A 19,103-nucleotide genomic window follows, 5' to 3' on the forward strand; every position below is an offset into this window, starting at 1 on the left:
GCACCCCGACGCCGCGCGCTGATCCGACGCGAATTGTCAGACACGCCTAGGGCACGTCTTCAAAGATCAGATCCAGAGCAGGATCGAGGCGATGGTGACGGCAGCCTGGTAGGACTTGCGGGTCTTGTCGTAGCGGGTCGCTAGGCCGCGCCACTGCTTCAACCGGTTGAAGCAGCGTTCGACAACGTTGCGGAGCCGGTAGATCCGGCGGTCGAAGCCGGGTGGCCGGCCGCCGCGCGAGCCGCGGTTGAGGCGGCCGAGCGCCTGGTCGACGCGCTCGGGAATGGTGTGCCGGATGCCGCGTCGGCGCGGGTAGGCGCGGATCTTTCGGGAGCTGTAGCCCTTGTCGGCGATGACGTGGTCGGGCCGGGTGCGCGCTCGCCCCGGCCCGATCCTGGGGACGTGGATCGTCTCCAGGACGGCTTCGAGGCGGGTGCAGTCGTTGGTGTTGCCGCCGGTCAGGACGAAGGCGAGCGGGCGGCCGCGTCCGTCGCAGGCCAGGTGGAGCTTGGTGCTCAGTCCTCCGCGGGATCGGCCGAGGGCGTGATCACCCGCTTCGTCCCGGTCGCGTGCCCCTTTTTGCCGCCGGTGGCGTGCTGGTGGGCCCGCACGATCGTGGAGTCGACGGAGACCAGCCAGTCGATGTCCCCGGCCGCGTCCTTCTCGGCCTGGATCGCGTGGAGCATCCGGGAGAAGGTGCCGTCCAGCGCCCACCTGCGGAAGCGCGTGTAGAGGGTCTGCCAGGAGCCGTAGCGTTCCGGCACGTCCCGCCAGGACGTGCCGGTCCGCAGCTTCCACACGATCCCGTTCAGCACCAGCCGGTCGTCCGAACGCGGACGACCGGCCACCCCCGAAGCGGGCAGGAACCGCGACAGCACAGCCCACTCGGCATCCGACAGCTCATGACGACGCACCATGACCGACATGATCCACCATCACTTGATCAGCTTTGAAGACGACTCCTAGGGCACCGGTGATCACCGGAGTCCGTCGGTGTTCGTCGGGGTTCGTCGGGGTTCGTCGGGGTTCGTCGGTGGGCGTCCGGTGCGGGGCGGGCCGGTGGGCTCACCGCGCCTGGGCGAGGGTGTCCAGGTGTCCGGCCCAGCGCACGAGCAGGTTCGTCAGGGTGGTGAGCTCCTGCGGCGTCAGACAGGCCGCGAGCCGTTCCCGCAGCCCGGCGACCTGCGCGGCCACGCGCCGGTGGGCGCTGCGGCCCTGCCCGGTGAGGGCGGCGCGCCCGTCCGTGTCGAGGGTGACCCAGCCGCGGGCGGCGAGCCCTTCCAGGTGCGGGCGCACGGTCGGTTCCTCGGGGCAGAGGAAGGCGGCCAGCGCCGTGTCGAGGGCGGTGGTGTCCGTCGGCCCGTGGGAGAGGGTGTTGAGTACCTGCCAGTCGCGCCGGCTCAGCGCGTCGGCGGCGAACAGGCGCGCCATGGACTGCTCGATGGCGCCGTCGATGTGGCGCAGCCAGTACCCGAGCGGGCGCTGCCCGGGCACGTCGGGCAGGCCGGCGGCGGGCACGTGCGCGGGTGTGGCGGTTTCGGGCATAACAGGTCCCCCCTAATACATGTCCTTTGACAAAAGTTGTAACCTAGCATGCATGTCTGAGCGGGAGAGGAAGTACCAGGAAACCGGGCCGGACACCGCCGTCGAGGACGCGTCCGCCGCCGCCGTCGAACGCGCCATGGTCGCCATCCGCCACAGCCAGACCCGCCGTTCGCTGGGCCGCATCGCCCGGCCCGGGGGCGCCGGCGCGATCGACCCCACCCTGTTCGGCGTCCTGGACGCGGTCGAGGCCCACCCCGGCCCGTGCGCCGTCGCCGACGTCGCCGCCGCCCTGGGCGTCGACCAGCCCCGGGCCAGCCGCCTGGTACTGCGCACCGTCGAGCAGGGCTGGCTGGAACGCGGCAGCGACCCGCGCGACGCCCGCCGCACCCTGCTCGCCCTCACCCCCGCCGGGCGCGCGCAGGCGGAGGCCGCCCACCGGCTGCGCCGTGTGGTCTTCGCCCAGGCCATGGCGGGCTGGAGCGAGGGCGACCGCACCGCGTTCGCGCGCCTGATCACCGCCTTCGTCGCCGATTTCGCCCGTACCGTCGCGGACCGGGCGTGAACCGGTGGAGCGCTGGGCCGGGGCCCGGTTCGCCGGTCCCGGTCCCGCTCCCGGTGATGACGATCACTCGTACGGGTGGTTCAGGTTGGGAGAGCCCCGCCGCCCGCCCCGGGGCCTCGCCCCGGAGGCTGCGGCACGACCCGCTCGCCCTCGCCGTCCGGCTCCTCGAAGGCGGCCGGGTAGCGGGCCAACTGCGCCGCGTCCACGGTGGCGCGGTCCGCGCCCTCCCGGCCGTTGCGTACCGCCGGGCGGCGCTCCGGCGTCGCCCGGTCGGCCTTGGGGTGGACCGGCTCCCACCGGCGGCCGTGGGCCTCCACCGGCGCCGTGTAGTCGTCCCGGGCGGCCCGGCTCCAGAACGTGTGGTCCACCACCACGTCGCGCCCGGCCCGCATCGGCTCCACCAACTCCCGCCGCTGCTCGCGGCGGACCTCCTCCTCGGGCCGGTCGAACGCCTCCCGCGCCGGCACCGGCCCCGCGTCGCGCCGCCCGGGCCGCCGCCACACCACCTCGTCGATCGACAGCCGGACGCCCGCCGCGCCGCACCAGGCCCGCCGCGTAGGTGCTCTTGCCCGCCCCCGGCAGCCCGCACATCAGCACCACCGTGCCGCCCGATCCCTCTGCCACGCAACCACGTCAGCCCTGGCCCCGCGGCGGCGGGGAGCGGTCCGGGGGAGCGGGAAGCCGGCGGGGACGACTTCCCGCTCCGGCACGACGGTTCCGGCACGGCGCCGACCGCACGAAAGGACCCCCGCCCGCCCCGGCACCCGGACCGGGGCGGGCGGCGGGGCGTGCCCGGGGTCGGCCTGAACCCGCCGCCACGGCGCCGCCGTCCCCTTGCGAACCGGGTTGACCTCAAGGCGACTTGAGCTCCTACGGTGGGCGCGTCCCGATGAGCCGACAGACGAAGGGGGCGCACCGCCGTGGCGTTCGAGGAGTGCCCGCACGCGGTCCTGGCCGCCCAGCCCGTCGGCGCCTGGAGCGCCGAGGTGTTCCACCGGGTGGTGGGCGCCCTGCGCGAGCAGCTCGCCGTCGAAGGCCTCACCCGGCCGCACTGGTGGACGCGCGACCACGCCGCCGCCACCCCCCCCGGCCGCTGGAACCGCGCCACCCTGGTCCGGCGGCCGGCCCGCTACGACGACCTCGCCACCGACTCCACCGCCGTCTTCGACGGCCTCACCGCCCGCGGCCGGCTCCTGGAGTCCGCCGCCACCGGCGCCATGACCCTCACCGAGGACGGCGAGGCCGCCCGCCTGCGCGCCCGCGACCGCAACCACCGCGTCCACCGCGTCCACCTCCGGGCCCACCAGGACGTCGACGAGGCCGACGTCGTCACCACGATCAACGTGCTGCGCCGCACCACCGCCGACATGGGCGGCGAGGGCGACCTCCCGGACCGACCGGCCCGGCCCGGCCCGGACCGACCGGCCCGACCGGACCGGCCGACCGGCCCGGCCCGGCCCGGCCCGGCACGGCACGGCCCGGCCCGGCCCGGCACGGCCCGGCACGGTCCGACCGGACCGGCCGACCGGCCCGGCGCGGCCCGCACAGGAGGTCGACGGGGGTGGCCTCCTGTGCGGGCCCCGGATTCCGGAAAGGATCGAACAACTGCACGCCTCCTGATCTACTGTCGGATCCGGCCCGGCGAACGTCGGAGGATCCACAGGCGCGAGCGCATCGCCGTCGGCACCGCCGCCGCCGCCCTGCTCGCCCTCGGCGGCGGCCGGGCCTTCGCCGACACCTCGTGGGGCGGCACCGCCCCCGCGGACACCGCCGCCCCGGCGGACACCTCCCGGGGCCGGGCCGCCCCGGCCGACACCTCGTGGGGCGGCGCCGCCCCCGCGGACACCTCCCGGGGCATGGCCGCCGGCGCCGGCGGGTAGCCCCCGCCCCGCGGGAGGGGACGCGGGCCCGCGCGCGGGCACCGACCCGGCGGTGATTGCCGCGGCGTGCGCCGGGGGTGCTCCCCTTTGCGCTCTTCCGCAGCCGCCGCCGGGTCCACCACGCTGGGCCCGGACCGTCCACGGGGGCGCCGGCGGTCCTCGCCCGGGCCGTCAGGCCCCGAACCGGTCGGGAGTGCGGAAGGCGTATGCCCCAGGACGTCGAGTTCACGGTGCCCCTGGAGAGTCGGGTCAGCCCCGACCTGCCCCGGGCCCGCCGCCACCACCTGGCCTGGGTACGGGAGTCGGGCCTGCTGCACGGCGAGGACGCGCTGCGCCGCTACGCCTCCTCCCGGGTGGCCGACAGCGCCGCGTACGGCTTCCCGTACGCCGCCGGCGCCGACCTCGACCTCTGCTTCGACCTGCTCGGCTGGCTCTACCTCCTCGACAACCACTTCGACGGCCACTTCGACGGCCACTTCGACGGCCGCCTCGACGGCCGCCCGGACGACGGGTCGGGCGCACGGCCCGCCGCCGCCCGCACCGAGGACGCCGTCGCCCTGTGCCAGGACCTGGTGGACCACCTGCGCTACGGGACCCGCCCCGGCGCGGGGGCCGCCCCCGCCGTGGCCGCCTTCGCCGACTGCTGGCAGCGGATGGGCCAGGGCATGTCCCAGGAGTGGCGCCGGCGCACCGCCCACGACTGGGTCGACTACCTGGCCGGCTGGCCCACCAAGATCGCCGACCGCGTCCTGGGCGTCCTGCCCGACCCCGCCGCCCACCTGCGCGCCCGCCGCCGCACGATCGGCCTGCGCCCGCTGCTCGCCCTCGCCGAGCGGGCCGGCCACTACGAGGTCCCGCTGCCGGCCTGGTGCTCCAGCCACCTGGAGGGCATGCGGATCGCCGCCTGCGACGCGATCATCGCCATGAACGAGGTCCACGCCCTGGAACGCGACGAGGCGGCCGGGCGCCCCAACCTCGTGCTGAGCCTGATGCGCCACCAGGGCCGCGCCCGCCCCGAGGCCCTGCGCGAGGTCGCCGGCACGGCCCGCCGCTCCGTCGAGACCTTCCTCCAACTACGCGCCGGACTCGCGCAGTTGGAACGCGACCTCGGCGGCCGCGTACCCGAACTGGCCCGCTACGCCGACGCCCACGCCGCCTGGATCCGCGGCTACCACGACTGGGGGCGCACGGCCCCGTGCTACGAGGACGTACGGCGTCCGGGCTGAGGTGCCGCGGGCCGCGGGCGGCCCCTATCATGGGCGCGCTCCGCTTGATGATCACCGCTCCTGGGGGACTGTTGATGACCGGTACCGTCGTCGTGCACGCCGAATCGCCGCTGGTGGCCCTGGTGAAGGGCTCGTACGGCGTGGTGATCGACGGGGTGCGGGTCGGCAGGGTGAGACAGGGCGCCGTCGCCCGCTTCCCGGTGCCCGCCGGGACCCATGCCGTCGGGCTCACGGTCTGGGACGGCACCCGCTCCAACGCGGTGACCGTGGAGGTCGGCGAGGACCGGGAGTTCCTGCTCTCGGGCCGGGGCACCGGTCTCGGGTACGCCTTCCTGCTGCCGGTCCTGGCCCGCACCGTGCTGCCCTGGTACTACACCGTCGTGGCCCTGCTGCTGATGCTCGCCGCCGTCCGGGCCGTCCCGGGCCTGACGCTGCGGCTGCGGGCGGTCGGCGACTCCTACCTCCCGGCCGTCCACGGCGACGAGCCCGCCGGGCCCGCCGAGGGGGAGAGCGCCGAGGGGGAGGGCGCCGGCAACGGCCTGTGGTGGGAGTCGGACCCGGCCCTGGCCAAGCGCCTGCGCAAGTCCGCCGGTTCCTGAGGCTCCCGGCCTGGCGGGGAGCGCACAACGCGATATACCGTATCGCGATATAGCGTAAGTTGCCGTCCGCGTGCCGCTCACCCCGGTGCGAGGACCTTCACCGAATTCAGGACGGGGACCGGAAGCCATGCCTGGAGAGACCTCACCCTCCCCGCGGCCCGCGGCTCCGCAGTCCGCGGTCCCGCAGGCCGCCCCGCCCGCGCTGCGGGCCTCGCACGCGGACCGGGACCGGGTGGTGGCCGCCCTGGGCGTGGCCGCGGGCGACGGCCGGCTGAGCCCGGAGGAGCTGGACGAGCGGGTGGAGGCCGCCCTGTCGGCCCGCACCGTCGCCGACCTGGCCGCGCTGACCGCCGACCTGCCGCCGGTGTCGGTCTCGGCCACCGGGGTGGTGGCGGAGGGCCGGGACGTCCTGCGGATCGAGCAGAAGTTCACCAGGACCGAGCGGGTGGGCGCCTGGGTGCTGCCGCGCCGCCTGGAGATCGCCGCCGAGTGGTGCCACGTGAAGCTGGACTTCACCCAGGCGGTGATCACCCACGACACCCTGGAGGTCGACGTCGACATGCAGGGCGGCAACCTGGCGCTGATCGTCGGCCCGGGCATCGTGGTCGACCCCTACGGCCTGAGCCTGGAGTTCTCCAAGGTGAAGGGCCACCGGGACCCGGACCCGGGCGCCCCGGTCCGGCTGCGGATCGAGCTGATCGGCAGGAAGAGCTTCGGGCGGGTCACCGTGCGCCACCCCCGCAGGTCGTGGGGCCGGCGCAACTCACCTCAGCCCTACGGCTACTGACGGACCGTCAGTCCTCGCCGCCCTCGCCGCCCTCGCCGCCCTCGCCGCCCTTGCCGCGCTTGCGCTGCCCGGTGGCACCGCGCCCGGTGCCCCCCGCCCGCTTGCCGCCCGCCGGGGCCGCCGCCTCCTTGGCGTCGACGGCGCCGCGCAGCCGCGCCTGCGCCCCGGTGATCCGCTCGGCGAGGGCCCGGTCGGGGTGGGTGGTGACGGCGGGCGTGGCGGCGGCCTTCCCGAGCGCGGTCACCGAGTTCTCCAGGTACGCCTTCCAGTACTCGACGTGCCGGTCGGTGACGGCCGCCTGGCCGAGGTTGGCGGACAGCGCGTCCGCGTACTCCAGGAGGTAGTCGACGGTCTCCTTCAGGTAGCCGGCGTCGATCCCGGTGCGGCCCGCGTGCTCCAGCTCCCACACGTGGGTCTCGATCTCGCGCATCGGCTGCTGGAGCAGGGTGAAGGTCTCCTGCCCGATGTCGCTGATCACGTCCATGTAGACGTGCGGGTCCCCGCCGTCGGCGGCGTCCTCGTCGGGCATCAGCATCGCCTGGGCGGCGTGGATGAGCTCGTGGCGCAGCGTGCTGTGGATGACGGCGGGCCCGTAGTCGTCGAACAGGTTGCGGTACAGCGCCATGGTGACCTTGTCGCCCGAAGTGCCGGTCGTGGTCAGGGCCATGGCCTTGCCCGCGCCCTGGCGGGAGTGCTTGTAGCCGAGGACGAGGTTGTCCTCGTCCGCCACGGCCTGCGGCAGGTGGTCCAGGACGTAGCGCAGCAGCGCGTCCAGTGCCGCCTGGCGTACGGCCTTCGCGTCCGACCCGGTCGTCTCCTTCGCCTCCTGCAGCTGCTGGACGAGGGCGGCCGGCAGTTCGGGGACGGCCGCCGACGGCTCCTCGGGCTGGGGCAGGTCGTCGGAGGCGGTGCGCTGGAGCGCGCCGCCGGCCCCGGCACGGGCCGTGCGCTGCTCCACCGCGGCCGCCGCGGGGGCGGGCCCGGACATGACCCGGCGGGCGGTGGCCTCCGCCTCGCGCTCGAAGCGGTCGAAGGGGTCGCTGACCCGCAGTCCGGTGCCGGTGTCGGTGCCGGCCACGGGGCCGTGCCGCTGCTGGATGACGTGGGTCAGCTCGTGGGCGAGGGTGTGCTTGTCGCCGCCGCCCTCCCCGATGACGACGTGGTGGCCGGAGGTGTAGGCGCGGGCGCCGACCTCGGCCGCCGAGGCGCGGGCCGCCGCCCCCTCGTGGAGGCGGACGTTGGAGAAGTCGGCGCCCAGGCGGGCCTCCATCTCGGCGCGGGTCGCCTCCTGCAGCGGGCGCCCCGCGCTGCGCAGTACGCCGTCGACGGCGGAGCGCTGCACCATCCGGACCACGGCGGCGTTGCCCGCGGCGGCCTGGAGGGCGAGCAGCCGCGGGGCGGGCCGGCGGTCGGGGCCGGGGGTGCGGTCGGTGCCCGCCGCCCGGGTGCCGTCCTCCCGGCCGCCCTGCTGCCGCCGGCCGTCGTGTGTGCGCATGGGTGTGTCCCCCCGGGGTGTCCGCTGGCCTTCCATGGTCATCCGGCGGCGCGGTGCGGCGGAAGGGCCGTGGGGGCAGCGCTGCGTGCCCGTACGGGCAGTTCGGACGGGGTGCGGCACCGCCCGGCGCGCCCTGCGAGGACCGCCGGCATGACGCCACCGCCGCCCACCGGCCCCGGCACCCCCGGCACCCCCGGCACCTCCGACGCCCCCGACGCCCCCGGTACCCCCGGCACCCCCGGGACCCCTGACGACCCGTTCGCCGTGCTCGGCGAGCCCGTCCTGGCCGTCCCGGACCGGCGGCGCGCCCTGCTCGCCGTCGCCGGGGCGTGCGGGGACGGCTGCGGGGACGGCTGCGGGGACGGCGGGGACGGGAGGGTCGGCGTCTTCGACGTCAGCGGCGGCCCCCGGCGCCGTCTGCTGATCGGTACGGGCTTTCCCGTGCACGCGATGGCCTTCCGTCCGGCCCGCCCCCTGCCGGCCGTGGGCACCGGGGACTACGACGGCGGCTACCACTTCGAGGGGGAGCTGCTGCTCGTGCACCTGGACAGCGGCGAGGTCCGGTCCCTGATCGGGCGCGACTTCGGATCCGGCCGTCAGGTCCTCGCCCTGGAGTGGTCGAACGACCGGGACCTGCGCGTGCTGATGGCTCCTGCGGACGACGAGGACGGCGAGGAGGCCCACGGGGAGGGGCGCCTCGCCGTCGTCCGCCGCGCCGACCGGGCCGGGGTCGGCGCGCAGTGCCTCACCGCCCGCGACCTGGCCGGCCCCTGGGTGCTCGTGTCCCGCCCCGACCGCCGGGAGGCCGCCCGCCGCACCGTCGCCCGCCTGAGGGCACCCCGGGCCCGCCGCCACCGGCACGCCGGCGGCCGGAGCGGGTGAGGGCTGTGCGGGGAGTGGGAAGTCGGCCGGGCCGACTTCCCACTGCGCTCCCTGTGCTGCTTCCTGTGAGGCGCGGGTGGCTGCTCAGTCGAGCCGGCCCAGGATCCATTCCACGAGGACGCCGGAGACGTGGCTGTGCTCGGTGTTCTCGGCGTCGAAGGCGACCTCGTTCAGGTGGAAGCGCTCGGGGCCCTGGTCGAGGAGGTTGAGGTTCGGGTCGACGTCCCAGGCGATGGGGTCGTAGACGAGCGCGCAGGCGCTGACCGCCGGGACGAAGGCGCCGCTGCGGTGCTCCTCGCTGATCTTCGCCTTGATGGCGTCGGCGACCTTGCCGAAGGAGTCCAGGGTGCCGCCGGGCACCCCGTCCAGGGCCGGGACCTCGGTGGTGGTGGAGCGGCGCAGCGACAGGCCGGCGTGCATGCCGCCGATGCGCTGGCCGGTGCCCCGGTCGGGCTGGAAGCGGGCGGTGGCGCTGGCGACCAGGGCCTGCCAGTCGAAGGCGATCTCGCCGGCGGGCAGCGGGCGCCCGGTGCCGTCGCCGCGGCCGTTGGCGACGCCGAGCAGGCGCGGGCGGCGCGGGAAGTCGCCGAGGTCGGCGAGCTCGCGCACGAAGGCGGTGCGCAGTTCGCTGGCGGTGGCGACCTCGCCCGAGTACTTGGCGTCCGGGACCCAGGCCCAGAGCAGCTGCTGGGCGGCGGGGCTGCGGATCAGGTCGGCCTGGGAGGGCTCGCCGGGCCTGGCGGGGGCGAGCTTCTCGAAGAAGTACGCCATCTGCTGGAGGATCAGCGGGATCCAGGCGCCGTTGTGGGGGGAGTCCCAGGACAGGTAGGTGGCGGCCTGGTGGTCGATGCCGTCGTTCTCCAGCTTGGCGAGCGCGTAGCGGGTGATGATGCCGCCCATGCTGACGCCGCCGACGGTCAGCGGCTGGTCGCCGACGCGTTCGGCGATGGCGCGCCGGATCGCCTGGATCGCGACGTCGGCGTTGTGCTGGATGTGGGTGTGGCGCTCGTCGAAGCCGATCAGGACGACGTCGTGGCCGCGGGTGAGGAGCTGGTCGAGGAAGCCCGGACGGCCGCTCTCGTAGGGGGAGTTGAAGTGGTTGAACAGCGCGGGCAGGTCGCTGGGGCCGTAGTTGAAGCCGTCGGCGAACAGGAACGGCTTCTCCAGGTGGGTGCGGCCGCCGCCGTAGTAGACGGCCGCGGTGCCGCTCGCCCGCTCGCCCGGTAGCTCCCAGACCTCGTCGGGCACGCGCACGCCCGGCAGGCCGATGTCGGTGGTGAAGAAGATGTCGGAGGCGATGGTCGCCGCGACTTCGGCGAGTTCCTCCGGGGTGAGGTCGGTCCCGCTGGTGGCGAGGGAGGTGGAGACGTCGATACGGGGGTTCACGGCCATGGTGTACCGCCTCGGTCGGGGGTTGGTTCGTGGCCGACCGTAACGGGTCGGTCACTCACCGCACCAGCTGCTGACCGCTATTGGCCGAAAGCGACCGGAACGGACCGCTCGCGGGACCCGCCACCCCGGGACGGCCGCGGTCGGACCAGGAGCAGCGTCTTGCCCAGGGCCGTGCGGCCCTCGATCGCGGCGTGCGCGTCCGCGGCCCGCTCCAGCGGGAAGGTCTGCCCGATCACCGGCCGCACCCGGCCCGCGAGGGCCTGCGCCATCACCTGCTCCAGCCACGGCCGCATCCGCGCCCGGAAGGAGAACAGCTGCTCGATCCCGAGCACCTCCACCCCGCGCCGCCGCGCCTGCTCGGGTGTGATCGCCGTGAGGTGGCCGCTGGAGGCGCCGTGCACGGAGAAGCGGCCGTGGCGGGCCGTCACCTCGAAGGCGGCACGGCCGATCTCCCCGCCCACGCCGTCGAACACGACGTCGACGCCCGCGCCGCCGGTCACCCGCAGGACCTGCTCGGCCCAGTCCGGGGAGGAGTAGTCGATGGCTGCCTCGGCGCCCAGGCCGCGGACCAGGTCGAGCTTGCGCTCCCCGCGGGCCAGGCCGATGACCCTGGCCCCGGCGGATCGCGCCAGCTGCACCAGCAGGCTGCCGAGTCCGCCGGCCGCCGCCTCGACCAGCACCCACTGCCCGGGGACGATCCGGGCCCCCTCGACCAGGCCCGTCGCGGTGGCGCCGTCGGAGTGCAGGGCCGCCGCCTCGGGCAGGCCCAGCCCCTCGGGCACCGCGACCAGGCTCCCCGCGTCGGCCGCCACCCGCTCGGCGAAGGCGCCCGTCGACCCGGCGTCGGCCAGCACCGACCGGCCGGCCCAGCCGGGGTCCACGCCCTCCCCGACGGCGCTCACCCGGCCGGCCACCATGCCGCCCGGCACGTAGGGGAGTTCGGGCCTGGGGTGCCACGGGTCGACGCCACGGCGGATCTGCGTCTCGACGAAGGTGATGCCGACGACGGAGACGTCGACCAGCACCTGCCCCGGCCCGGGAGCGGGTTCCGGCGCCTCGCTGGGGACGAGAACCTCGGGGCCCCCGAAACGCACTGCCTGTACGGTCCGCATGCTGATCACATTCCTGTCCGGTGACGGCGACTTCGACACCGTGGATTCTTCGACCTCAAGCGAGGTTGAGGTCAAGTGCGCTGAGGGGCGGATCAGGAAGTCGGCGGGGTCGACTTCCCGGCCGGAGTCGCGGTGGCCCGGGGAACAGGGAAAGCCCCGCCGCCCCGGGGGGCCGGGGCGGCGGGGCTGAGGCGCTGGGGTCAGCGGGCGTCGAGTTCGCCGGTGCGGACGGCGGTCACGAAGGACTGCCAGGCGGTGGCGGAGAAGACCAGGGCGGGGCCGGAGGGGTCCTTGGAGTCGCGGACGGGTTGGATGCCGGTGAAGCCGTCGGCGATCTCGATGCAGGCACCGCCGTTCGCGCTGCTGTATGAGCTCTTGCGCCAGGTGGTGGGGGAGTCGACGTTCATCACGGTTTCTCCTGGGTGGAGTGGGAAGTCGGCGGGGCCGACTTCCTGCGTGTGACTGGGGGAGTTGAACTGGCAGAGATGGCCTGCCGCCCAGGCCTCTCCGGGGTGGCGGGTCAGTGGGTGTCGAGTTCGCCGGTGCGGACGGCGGTGACGAAGGACTGCCAGGCGGTGGTGGAGAAGACCAGGGCGGGGCCGGAGGGGTCCTTGGAGTCGCGGACGGGCATGGCATCGGCGAAACCGTCAGCAACCTCGACGCATTGCCCGCCGCCCCCGCCGCTGTACGAACTCTTCCGCCAGGAAGCGCCAGTCAGGTCGACATCCACTCCAGGTCCCTCCTTGCCGCACGAATGAAAGCTCGCGATTCGGCCTGACCAGGGGCCTCGACCGCAAGCCGATCGTAGCTCTTGCTCAGCGCGGCAGTTGACTTGGTATCGCGGTCGATGTAGCCGCGCTGCTCGATCTCGCCGTAAGCGAGAACTTTGCGATTCGGCATGGTAAGGAGGGCGGCCATGTGTGTGAACACCCGGTCCGCGCCCAAGGAGAATGGCACCACCTGGATGACAACATTGGGGCGAGTTGTCATTTCCTCAAGGTGAAGCAGTTGCTCGACCATAGCGTCACGCCCGCCGACGACCCTCCTCAGGCAGCTTTCGTCCAACACCACGTGCAGGAGCGGCGGAGAAGGGCGGTCCAGGATCTTCTGGCGTGCGAGCCTGAACTCGATGCGTTCCTCGGCCAGCTTCTCGCATCCGCCGGTCTGCCTGGCGTAGCTCATCTCGATGGCCGTTGCGTAGGCCCGAGTCTGCAGAAGCCCGTTGACGACATTGACCTCGATGATCCTGATCTGCTCCGCGAGGCCCTCGTAGCGTGCGTACTCCGGAAAGCCCTCCAGGATCGCCGCGTTCTTCAGCTGGTACCACATCAGCACCATCGTGCCGCCCGTGTTGAGCGCGATGTCCGCCAGCTCCGCGAGCCTGCGACTCGGCGGTCGGTGCGCAAGTTCGATGTAGGAGAGGTGCGACGAGGAGCACTCCAGGAGCGGCGCCAGGTCGTCCAGGAGGAGCTTCCTGTCCTCGCGGAAGTTGCGGAGTTGGATCCCGAAGGGCGCCCAAGGGCTGGACTCAGGGTCAATCTTCTTCTTGTTCATGGCAGTCCCCAACTTTCAAGGCGCCCGTAGGCAACTCGCAGGCCACTTCCGATGCTAGGCGACACTGGGCCACCATGTGCAACAGAAAGTGAAACTTCCATCGCAGAGAGTTCCCTTGCCATGGCTCAAGACCAAGTCCCCCGTCTCCACGGGTACGGTGTCCGCTGGGACACCGAGGCCCGGTGCTACCGGGTGCGCAACGAGTGCACCGGGGCGTGGCTGTGCAGGCCCGACGGAGAGCGCAGCGGCTTCTCCTCCTTCACCGAGGCCTTCTCGGCCTGGCGGCTCTTCGAAGTCCACAAGCGCCCGGGGGAGTTGTGACCCTCTCCCGTGTCACGGCCGAGCAGCGCCGGCAGGCCGCCGTCGTCCTGGACGACCTGACCACCGTCCTCGCCCTGGGCCGCGTCCACCTGCCCACCCTGGAGGTGGACTGGGACACCGGCCGCTCCACCTGCGAGTACCTGCTGCACCTCACGGCCCGCCCGCTCGACCTGCTGCGCATCGTGGACCTGCTGCGCAAGGGCCTGCGCTACGAGCGCCTCACCTATGACGACTGAACTCATCCCCCGCCTCCTGTGGTGGGCCTGCCTCGCCCTCCTTCTCTTCGCTGCTCTCAGGAAGTGAACCCCCCCCCCGTGCACGACCCCCGCCTCATCGCCAAGCCCCCCGTCTGCCGGCTCGGCTGTCTCGTCCTGGTCCGCAACCAGAACGGCCACGTCCTGCTCGTCGACCCCGACTACCTCGACGGCATGATCCTGCCCGGCGGCCCCGGCAAGGCCAACGAGCCCCCGCACCGCGCCGCCGCCCGCCACCTCCACGCCCAGACCGGCATCATCCTGCGCCTGACCCACGCCGTCGCCCTCGACTACACCCCCTCCGACCGCTACCTGGAACGCTTCAACCTCGTCTTCGACGGCGGCACCCTGCGCGACGAACACCCCCTCACCGTCCCCCCGCAGAAGCGAAGCCGCCTGCACGGCGCCCGCTTCGTCCCCGTCCACGAACTCCCCAACCACATGGCCCCCTCCCAGGCCGCCCGCACCACCGAAGCCCTCACCGGCCGCGCCCTCCCCCTCCTCCTCCACGGCCAGCGCCCCGACTGACGCTCCGTCACATGTCCATCCCCCGGTCAGCCCCAGGGCGGATCGGGGGGATGCCCCCATCCCGCTGCCCGCCGGTGCGCCCGACACTCGGGCCATGCGCATCACTCGGGGCGGCTGGGCCGTCATGACCGTGCTGTCCACACTGATCGTCCTGTACGCGGCCAAGTACGCGAGCTTCGACCCGGACACCTACTTCACCCAACAGCGCGCCACCTACCTGGCGCACCAACTGCCCCTGGGCCTCCACATCTTCGGCGCCGCCGTCGCCCTGCTCCTCGGGCCCTGGCAGTTCTCCACCCGGCTGCGCCGCCGCTCCCCGCGCCTGCACCGCGCCGTCGGCACCACCTACCTGCTGGGCTGCCTGGTCGGCGGCATCGGCGCACTCCTGCTGGCGCCGCACGCCTACGGCGGCGCGGTCTCCGGGCTCGGCTTCGCCTGCCTGGGCGTCGCCTGGCTGCTCGCCGGCGCCACCGGACTGCGGATGATCCTGCGCGGCCGGGTGGAGGACCACCGGCGCTGGATGGTCCGCAGCTTCGCGCTCACCTTCGCCGCCGTCACGCTGCGCCTCATGCTGGTGGCCGCCCAGGTCGCCCACCTGGACTTCCGCACCTCCTACCTGGCGATCGCCTGGCTGTGCTGGGTGCCCAACCTCGCGCTGGCGTGGTGGTTCACCCGCTCACCCGGTCGGGTGAAGGTCGCACCCGGCGGCGGAGATCTGTAGCAGGCTCCTCCCTGGCTGACGGACCGTCAGCACAACAACTCGTCCCCACGGAGAGACGCCATGGCCTACCCGAAGGATTTCAAGTACACCGACTCGCACGAGTGGGTGCAGCCCACCGGCAGGAACAAGGCCCGGGTGGGCATCACCGACCACGCCCAGCGCCAGCTCGGCGACATCGTCTTCGTCGAACTCCCCAAGGTGGGGGACACCTTCGACGCCGGGCGGCCGTTCGGCAGCGTGGAGTCCGTCAAGTCGGTCAGCGAGCTCTACGCCCCGGTCTCCGGCAAGGTCACGGCCATCAACGAGGACCTGGACGCCGCACCCGAGGACATCAACGAGGACGCGCACGCCACCTGGCTCATCGAAGTGGAGCTGACCGAGCCCGCCGAGCTGGACACCCTCCTCACGGCCGCCCAGTACGAGGCCCTCATCAAGGAGTAGGGCCGGTTCGACGTGCTGCTCGCGTGCGGGCCCGCCCTCACGCGAGCAGCGCCTCCAGCTGCGGGAGCCGGTCGAACAGGTCGGGCAGGCCGTTCAGGCCGCCGCGTACGGACGCGTGCGAGAGCGCGAGCTCGGGGCCGGTGCCCGCCTCGGCCCCGGCCAGGCAGCGCAGGACGTTCCACCGGGTGTGCCCCAGCCAGCCGCCGACCGTGTACGCGAACCAGCTCGGGCCCGGCGGCGGCAGCGCACCGCCGCCCGCGGCGTAGCCGTCGAGGACGCGGCGGAAGACGGCGGGCCTGATGTCGTCGAGGCCGGGGCCCTTGGCGATGCCCAGCGCGGTCGAGCCGAGCTCGCCGGAGAGGTCGAGCGGGCCGGAGAGCTCCCAGTCGAGCAGCACCGGGCGGCCCGCCCGGGCGAGCAGGTTCCACGGCTGGACGTCGCGGTGGGTGAGCACCACGGGGCCGGGCCGCTCGCAGGCGTCGAGGAAGTCGGCGATGGCCAGGAACGTGCCGACGCGGGAGGCGAGTTCGCCGGCCCACGGCTGTCCGCTCGCCTGCGCCCGCGCGGCGAGTGCGGGCCAGTCCCGGGGGGTCGGCCCCTCGGCCGACTCGGCCGGCTCGGGGGTCCACGGGACGTCGAGGGCGTGGAGGCGGGCCAGGATCTGGCCGACCTCGAAGGCGTACGCCTCCGGCACCGGCTCCTCCGGCACCTTCTCGCCCTCGACCCAGCGGTGCACGAGCGTGTGCGGGTCGGCGGCGACCGGCTCCGGCATCGGGACACCGGCGGCGAAGGCCGCCCGCTCGAAGGCGAACACGTCCTCGACCCGGTAGGGGCGGCGGCGGTCGGCGGGGCTCAACTCCTTGACGGCGAAGGACCCTTGGTCGGTGTCGAGCCGGTACGTCCGGTTGGCGAACCCGCCGTGGACGCGGATCATCGGCCCGAGCGGCACGCCGAGGTGGGAGAGGTTCACCCCGCGCATGCTAGGCCCGGCACTCCGCCGCCGCACCGGGCTTTCCCGTGGACGCCGGCCCGCGCCGGCGTCCACGGGGTGCCGGTGTCAGCGGGTGCTGAAATCGGCGTTCCAGGAGGCCGCGCCGGTACGCGCCAGGCCGACCTCGTTGTAGTTGCCGATCATGATGCCCAGGTGGTCGGGGGAGTTGATCCAGCCGTCGACGGCCGCGTCGATGTTCGTGGGCCCCCAGAAGGCGATCTCGCCGAAGCCGCGCCCGGTGTAGCCCAGGCCCGAGGCTATGCGGCCCGAGTCGCAGAAGTGCCCGGAGACCCGGCGCTGGTCCATCTGGTCGGCGTTGCACTTGGCGGCCTGGGCGAGCGTGGCGTTGAACCGCACCGGCGCCTTGCCGTACTGGGCGCGCAGGGCGTTCAGCCGGTCCAGGAAGCGCTGCTGGTCGGAGGTGACCGGGCCGCCGCCGTTGCCCGGGTTGGTGCCGGTGCCGCCGGAGGCGACCAGGTCGAAGCGCTGGGACATGCTGCCGTCGCAGCCCTCGACGGTGACCTCCCGGTCCAGGCCGTGGTACGTCAGGCAGCCGTTGCCCTGGGCGTTGCGCAGGTAGGTGCCGCCCTCGGCGGCGGACTCCAGGGTCCACTGCTGGTTGGCGCCCGCCCACCAGTGGATGAACTGGGTGGTGCGGTTGTCGCGGGTGTCCATCTCCAGCACGCGCTCGGTGCCGTTGACGTTGCGGGCGAAGTCGACCCGGTCGCCGGGCTTGTTGGAGATCCAGAACGAGGTGGAGGCGTCCTGGTAGCCGCGGGCGACGATCCGCGAGCCCTCGCCGTCGGAGCTGGCCAGCGAGTGGTGGTTCTGGTGGTCCTGGATCGTGACCATCTGCTCGACCACGCCCGCGGTCGCTGCGGTGCCGGCGGTCGCGGCGTGCGCGGGCGCCGCCAGCAGGGTGGCACCGCTCGCGGACAGCGCGGAGACGGCGAACGCCAGGGCCGCCAGGCGGGTGCGGCGGCGCGCGCCCGGGGCCGGACGGCTGGTGGGGGTGGACGACGGGTGGGACACGGGGATCTCCTACGCTCGGCGGACCGCCGGCCGGCGGGCGGGCGGGGCGTAGGACAGGACAACAGCGCCGGGTAGACAACCGATCAACGGGCGTGGTCCGAAACCGTTTGGCGCCGGGCGGCGGGCGCTGCTACCTTTCCGGCAGGCCGTGCGAGAGAACGAGGAGGTGGTACCCGTGAACACGATGACATGGGTGCTCTCCTCCGGGGTCACGGTCGGGCGATAGGTCGTCGCCCGGGAGCGCCGTTCAGCAGCTCTCCCGAAAGGCACGACCGTGCACTTCACCCCCTCCGCCCCTCCCGCCCCCTCCGCCTCCCTGGCCTTCACCGCCGAACGGCGCCACGCCGACGGCGTCCTGGAGCGCGAGTTCCTCCTCGGCGACACCCCCGGCACCCTGTGGACGACCGGCACCGAGCCGGCCCCGCTGATCCTGATGGCCCACAACAACGGCCTGCCCCGGCGCGAGCCCCGCCTCGTCGCCCGGGCCCGCTACACCGCCGCCCAGGGCTACGCGGCGGCCGCCATCGACGCCCCCGGCTGCGGCGACCGCCCCCGCACGGAGGCCGCCGAGCAGGCCCGCGCCGACCTGCGCGGCGCCATGCGGGCCGGCGAGCCGCGCGAGGTGGTCGACGTGATCCTCGAAGCCCTCGTCGGCCCCCTCGTCGAGGCCGCCGTCCCCGAGTGGCGGGCCGCCCTGGACGCCCTCCTGACCCTGCCCGAGGTCGCCACCGGCCCGGTCGGCTACTCGGGCTGGACGGCGCTGGGCATCCGCCTGGCCGCCACCGACGCGCGCATCGGCGCCGCCGGCCTGTTCGCCGGCGGCTACGTGCCCCGCGCCGTGCGCGAACAGGCCCGGCAGGTCACCGTCCCGCTGCTGTTCCTGCTCCAGTGGGACGACGAGGGCAACCCCCGCGAGCGCGCCCTCGACCTGTTCGACGCCTTCGCCGCCACCGAGAAGACCCTGCACGCCAACCTCGGCGGGCACACCGGCACCCCCGCCTTCGAGCTGGAGGACACGAGCCGCTTCTACGACCGCCACCTGAGGTGACACCGGCCCCGGTGAGCCGGGCCGGCCGGGGGATCCCCTCCCGCGGCCGGCCCGGCCCGCGGGGTGTTACCCGAGGGCCCGCGTGACCACGCCGGAGCCCAGCGTGCTCCCGGCCTTGCGCAGCAGGAACGGCGTCCCCGCCTCCAGCGCGACCGCGGTCGTCAACGTCGCCGTCAGGCTCACGCTCGCACCGGGCTCGACGGCCTCGGTGCCCTCCGGCAGTTCCACCGACCCGGCGATGTCGAGGCCGCGCACGTGGAACACCGGCCAGTCGTCGCGGGAGACCGCCTTGTGCCGCCCGCTCACCTCGGCGGGCGACAGCTCGACGTCGGCCTCGAAGGTGGTGCACGCGCTGATGCTGCCCGGCTCGGCGAGCACCTGGCCACGGCCCACCTGCTCACTGGTCACACCGCTCAGCAGCAGGCCCACCGACTCACCCGCCCGCGCCTGCTCCTGCGCGCCCCGCGTGCCGGTCCGCTCGATCTCGACGCAGGCCACCGTCCGGTTCGCGCCGACCCCGACGACCTCCGCCTTGCCGCCCGGCGTGATCGTGCCGCGCTGGACGCGGCCGGTGACCACGCACCCCCGCCCGGGGACCTGGAAGGTGTCGTCGATCCCCATCAGGAACGGTCCCGCCGTGTCCTCGGCCCGACCCGAGTCATCCGTCTCCTCCACCCGCACGAACTCCCTCCATCACCTGCTGCTCGGTTGCCGCACGCACCGGCGACGACCC

The 19,103-nt window shown here is 74.1% G+C and carries 24 protein-coding genes; 12 read left to right on the forward strand and 12 right to left on the reverse strand.

From position 1 onward, the window contains the following. Positions 1 to 66: 66 nt before the first annotated feature. Positions 67 to 917 (reverse strand): IS5 family transposase gene (locus ACFXPX_RS16605; RefSeq protein ID WP_380641827.1). Its coding sequence is split into 2 segments (ribosomal slippage): positions 67 to 575 and positions 575 to 917, totalling 852 coding nucleotides; the frame shifts between segments, so codons are not numbered across the junction. Between the two features lie 148 nt (positions 918 to 1,065). Then, a complete protein-coding gene (locus ACFXPX_RS16610; RefSeq protein WP_380641830.1) occupies positions 1,066 to 1,545 on the reverse strand; it encodes a MarR family winged helix-turn-helix transcriptional regulator in 480 nt (159 codons plus the stop codon). 52 nt (positions 1,546 to 1,597) lie between these two features. On the opposite strand from ACFXPX_RS16610, the gene ACFXPX_RS16615 reads away from it, so the two are divergent. Next, positions 1,598 to 2,107 carry a MarR family winged helix-turn-helix transcriptional regulator gene (locus ACFXPX_RS16615; RefSeq protein WP_380526908.1) on the forward strand — a complete coding sequence of 170 codons (510 nt, stop codon included), beginning with the start codon at positions 1,598 to 1,600 and terminating at the stop codon, positions 2,105 to 2,107. Between the two features lie 80 nt (positions 2,108 to 2,187). Here ACFXPX_RS16615 and ACFXPX_RS16620 read toward each other — a convergent pair whose 3' ends face one another. After that, on the reverse strand, positions 2,188 to 2,628 hold the full coding sequence (locus ACFXPX_RS16620) for an AAA family ATPase (protein ID WP_380641922.1): 441 nt from the start codon (positions 2,626 to 2,628) through the stop codon (positions 2,188 to 2,190). A gap of 399 nt (positions 2,629 to 3,027) precedes the next feature. Between ACFXPX_RS16620 and ACFXPX_RS16625 the strand changes: the two genes are divergently transcribed. The 4 genes from ACFXPX_RS16625 to ACFXPX_RS16640 all read left to right on the forward strand — a co-directional run bounded on the left by ACFXPX_RS16625 (position 3,028) and on the right by ACFXPX_RS16640 (position 6,599). Next, positions 3,028 to 3,987 carry a hypothetical protein gene (locus ACFXPX_RS16625; protein ID WP_380641833.1) on the forward strand — a complete coding sequence of 320 codons (960 nt, stop codon included), beginning with the start codon at positions 3,028 to 3,030 and terminating at the stop codon, positions 3,985 to 3,987. A gap of 206 nt (positions 3,988 to 4,193) precedes the next feature. Beyond that, positions 4,194 to 5,213, forward strand: coding sequence for a pentalenene synthase (locus ACFXPX_RS16630; protein ID WP_380641835.1), 1,020 nt, complete (start codon positions 4,194 to 4,196; stop codon positions 5,211 to 5,213). 74 nt (positions 5,214 to 5,287) lie between these two features. After that, on the forward strand, positions 5,288 to 5,812 hold the full coding sequence (locus ACFXPX_RS16635; protein ID WP_380641838.1) for a hypothetical protein: 525 nt from the start codon (positions 5,288 to 5,290) through the stop codon (positions 5,810 to 5,812). A 127-nt stretch (positions 5,813 to 5,939) separates the two neighbouring features. After that, positions 5,940 to 6,599 carry a DUF1707 domain-containing protein gene (locus ACFXPX_RS16640; protein ID WP_380641840.1) on the forward strand — a complete coding sequence of 220 codons (660 nt, stop codon included), beginning with the start codon at positions 5,940 to 5,942 and terminating at the stop codon, positions 6,597 to 6,599. Between the two features lie 7 nt (positions 6,600 to 6,606). Here the strand turns inward: ACFXPX_RS16640 and ACFXPX_RS16645 are convergent, their stop codons facing one another. Then, positions 6,607 to 8,094: a DUF4157 domain-containing protein gene (locus ACFXPX_RS16645; RefSeq protein ID WP_380641843.1), complete on the reverse strand. Its 1,488-nt coding sequence runs from the start codon at positions 8,092 to 8,094 to the stop codon at positions 6,607 to 6,609. A 150-nt stretch (positions 8,095 to 8,244) separates the two neighbouring features. Between ACFXPX_RS16645 and ACFXPX_RS16650 the strand changes: the two genes are divergently transcribed. Then, complete coding sequence (locus ACFXPX_RS16650; protein WP_380641846.1) at positions 8,245 to 8,976, forward strand: hypothetical protein; 732 nt, start codon at positions 8,245 to 8,247, stop codon at positions 8,974 to 8,976. Between the two features lie 84 nt (positions 8,977 to 9,060). Here ACFXPX_RS16650 and ACFXPX_RS16655 read toward each other — a convergent pair whose 3' ends face one another. The 5 genes from ACFXPX_RS16655 to ACFXPX_RS16675 form a co-directional block, all read right to left on the reverse strand. Continuing rightward, a complete protein-coding gene (locus tag ACFXPX_RS16655) occupies positions 9,061 to 10,362 on the reverse strand; it encodes a hypothetical protein (RefSeq protein ID WP_380526921.1) in 1,302 nt (433 codons plus the stop codon). A gap of 83 nt (positions 10,363 to 10,445) precedes the next feature. Continuing rightward, positions 10,446 to 11,480: a zinc-binding dehydrogenase gene (locus ACFXPX_RS16660; RefSeq protein ID WP_380590670.1), complete on the reverse strand. Its 1,035-nt coding sequence runs from the start codon at positions 11,478 to 11,480 to the stop codon at positions 10,446 to 10,448. A 200-nt stretch (positions 11,481 to 11,680) separates the two neighbouring features. Continuing rightward, positions 11,681 to 11,887 (reverse strand): DUF397 domain-containing protein, encoded by a 207-nt coding sequence (locus ACFXPX_RS16665; protein ID WP_380641848.1) that lies wholly within the window; start codon positions 11,885 to 11,887, stop codon positions 11,681 to 11,683. Positions 11,888 to 12,000: 113 nt separating this feature from the next. Continuing rightward, positions 12,001 to 12,210: a DUF397 domain-containing protein gene (locus ACFXPX_RS16670; RefSeq protein ID WP_380641851.1), complete on the reverse strand. Its 210-nt coding sequence runs from the start codon at positions 12,208 to 12,210 to the stop codon at positions 12,001 to 12,003. After that, positions 12,195 to 13,034 (reverse strand): DUF5753 domain-containing protein, encoded by an 840-nt coding sequence (locus ACFXPX_RS16675; RefSeq protein WP_380641853.1) that lies wholly within the window; start codon positions 13,032 to 13,034, stop codon positions 12,195 to 12,197. Before ACFXPX_RS16675 ends, ACFXPX_RS16670 begins: the two co-directional genes overlap by 16 nt. Positions 13,035 to 13,154: 120 nt before the next feature. On the opposite strand from ACFXPX_RS16675, the gene ACFXPX_RS16680 reads away from it, so the two are divergent. The 5 genes from ACFXPX_RS16680 (at position 13,155) to gcvH (ending at position 15,299) form a co-directional block, all read left to right on the forward strand. Further along, complete coding sequence (locus ACFXPX_RS16680; RefSeq protein ID WP_380641856.1) at positions 13,155 to 13,355, forward strand: hypothetical protein; 201 nt, start codon at positions 13,155 to 13,157, stop codon at positions 13,353 to 13,355. Continuing rightward, a complete protein-coding gene (locus ACFXPX_RS16685; protein WP_380641859.1) occupies positions 13,352 to 13,591 on the forward strand; it encodes a hypothetical protein in 240 nt (79 codons plus the stop codon). Before ACFXPX_RS16680 ends, ACFXPX_RS16685 begins: the two co-directional genes overlap by 4 nt. A gap of 78 nt (positions 13,592 to 13,669) precedes the next feature. Next, on the forward strand, positions 13,670 to 14,137 hold the full coding sequence (locus ACFXPX_RS16690) for an NUDIX domain-containing protein (RefSeq protein ID WP_380641862.1): 468 nt from the start codon (positions 13,670 to 13,672) through the stop codon (positions 14,135 to 14,137). A gap of 94 nt (positions 14,138 to 14,231) precedes the next feature. Continuing rightward, positions 14,232 to 14,858: a DUF2306 domain-containing protein gene (locus ACFXPX_RS16695; RefSeq protein WP_380641864.1), complete on the forward strand. Its 627-nt coding sequence runs from the start codon at positions 14,232 to 14,234 to the stop codon at positions 14,856 to 14,858. Between the two features lie 60 nt (positions 14,859 to 14,918). Next, positions 14,919 to 15,299 (forward strand): glycine cleavage system protein GcvH, encoded by a 381-nt coding sequence (gene gcvH / locus ACFXPX_RS16700; RefSeq protein WP_380590681.1) that lies wholly within the window; start codon positions 14,919 to 14,921, stop codon positions 15,297 to 15,299. 37 nt (positions 15,300 to 15,336) lie between these two features. On the opposite strand, the gene ACFXPX_RS16705 is transcribed toward gcvH, so the two are convergent. Both ACFXPX_RS16705 and ACFXPX_RS16710 read right to left on the reverse strand, forming a co-directional pair. Continuing rightward, positions 15,337 to 16,269: a phosphotransferase family protein gene (locus ACFXPX_RS16705; RefSeq protein WP_380641866.1), complete on the reverse strand. Its 933-nt coding sequence runs from the start codon at positions 16,267 to 16,269 to the stop codon at positions 15,337 to 15,339. A gap of 87 nt (positions 16,270 to 16,356) precedes the next feature. Further along, positions 16,357 to 17,322: a CAP domain-containing protein gene (locus ACFXPX_RS16710; RefSeq protein WP_380641869.1), complete on the reverse strand. Its 966-nt coding sequence runs from the start codon at positions 17,320 to 17,322 to the stop codon at positions 16,357 to 16,359. 316 nt (positions 17,323 to 17,638) lie between these two features. Here ACFXPX_RS16710 and ACFXPX_RS16715 point away from each other — a divergent pair, with 316 nt between their 5' ends. Beyond that, the gene (locus ACFXPX_RS16715) at positions 17,639 to 18,370 is read left to right on the forward strand and encodes an alpha/beta hydrolase (RefSeq protein WP_380641924.1); all 732 of its coding nucleotides are present in this window, start codon (positions 17,639 to 17,641) and stop codon (positions 18,368 to 18,370) included. Positions 18,371 to 18,436: 66 nt separating this feature from the next. Here the strand turns inward: ACFXPX_RS16715 and ACFXPX_RS16720 are convergent, their stop codons facing one another. Then, positions 18,437 to 19,045, reverse strand: coding sequence for an EF-Tu/IF-2/RF-3 family GTPase (locus ACFXPX_RS16720; RefSeq protein ID WP_380641872.1), 609 nt, complete (start codon positions 19,043 to 19,045; stop codon positions 18,437 to 18,439). Positions 19,046 to 19,103: the final 58 nt, after the last annotated feature.

Source organism: Kitasatospora sp. NPDC059146, from assembly GCF_042786665.1.
Lineage (GTDB): Bacteria > Actinomycetota > Actinomycetes > Streptomycetales > Streptomycetaceae > Kitasatospora.

Coding starts and splice junctions, on each gene's coding strand:
- ACFXPX_RS16610 (WP_380641830.1), bottom strand. CDS start 1,545: ATGCCCGAAACCGCCACACCCGCGCACGTGCCCGCCGCCGGCCTGCCC.
- ACFXPX_RS16615 (WP_380526908.1), top strand. CDS start 1,598: ATGTCTGAGCGGGAGAGGAAGTACCAGGAAACCGGGCCGGACACCGCC.
- ACFXPX_RS16630 (WP_380641835.1), top strand. CDS start 4,194: ATGCCCCAGGACGTCGAGTTCACGGTGCCCCTGGAGAGTCGGGTCAGC.
- ACFXPX_RS16635 (WP_380641838.1), top strand. CDS start 5,288: ATGACCGGTACCGTCGTCGTGCACGCCGAATCGCCGCTGGTGGCCCTG.
- ACFXPX_RS16640 (WP_380641840.1), top strand. CDS start 5,940: ATGCCTGGAGAGACCTCACCCTCCCCGCGGCCCGCGGCTCCGCAGTCC.
- ACFXPX_RS16645 (WP_380641843.1), bottom strand. CDS start 8,094: ATGCGCACACACGACGGCCGGCGGCAGCAGGGCGGCCGGGAGGACGGC.
- ACFXPX_RS16650 (WP_380641846.1), top strand. CDS start 8,245: ATGACGCCACCGCCGCCCACCGGCCCCGGCACCCCCGGCACCCCCGGC.
- ACFXPX_RS16660 (WP_380590670.1), bottom strand. CDS start 11,480: ATGCGGACCGTACAGGCAGTGCGTTTCGGGGGCCCCGAGGTTCTCGTC.
- ACFXPX_RS16665 (WP_380641848.1), bottom strand. CDS start 11,887: ATGAACGTCGACTCCCCCACCACCTGGCGCAAGAGCTCATACAGCAGC.
- ACFXPX_RS16675 (WP_380641853.1), bottom strand. CDS start 13,034: ATGAACAAGAAGAAGATTGACCCTGAGTCCAGCCCTTGGGCGCCCTTC.
- ACFXPX_RS16680 (WP_380641856.1), top strand. CDS start 13,155: ATGGCTCAAGACCAAGTCCCCCGTCTCCACGGGTACGGTGTCCGCTGG.
- ACFXPX_RS16695 (WP_380641864.1), top strand. CDS start 14,232: ATGCGCATCACTCGGGGCGGCTGGGCCGTCATGACCGTGCTGTCCACA.
- gcvH (WP_380590681.1), top strand. CDS start 14,919: ATGGCCTACCCGAAGGATTTCAAGTACACCGACTCGCACGAGTGGGTG.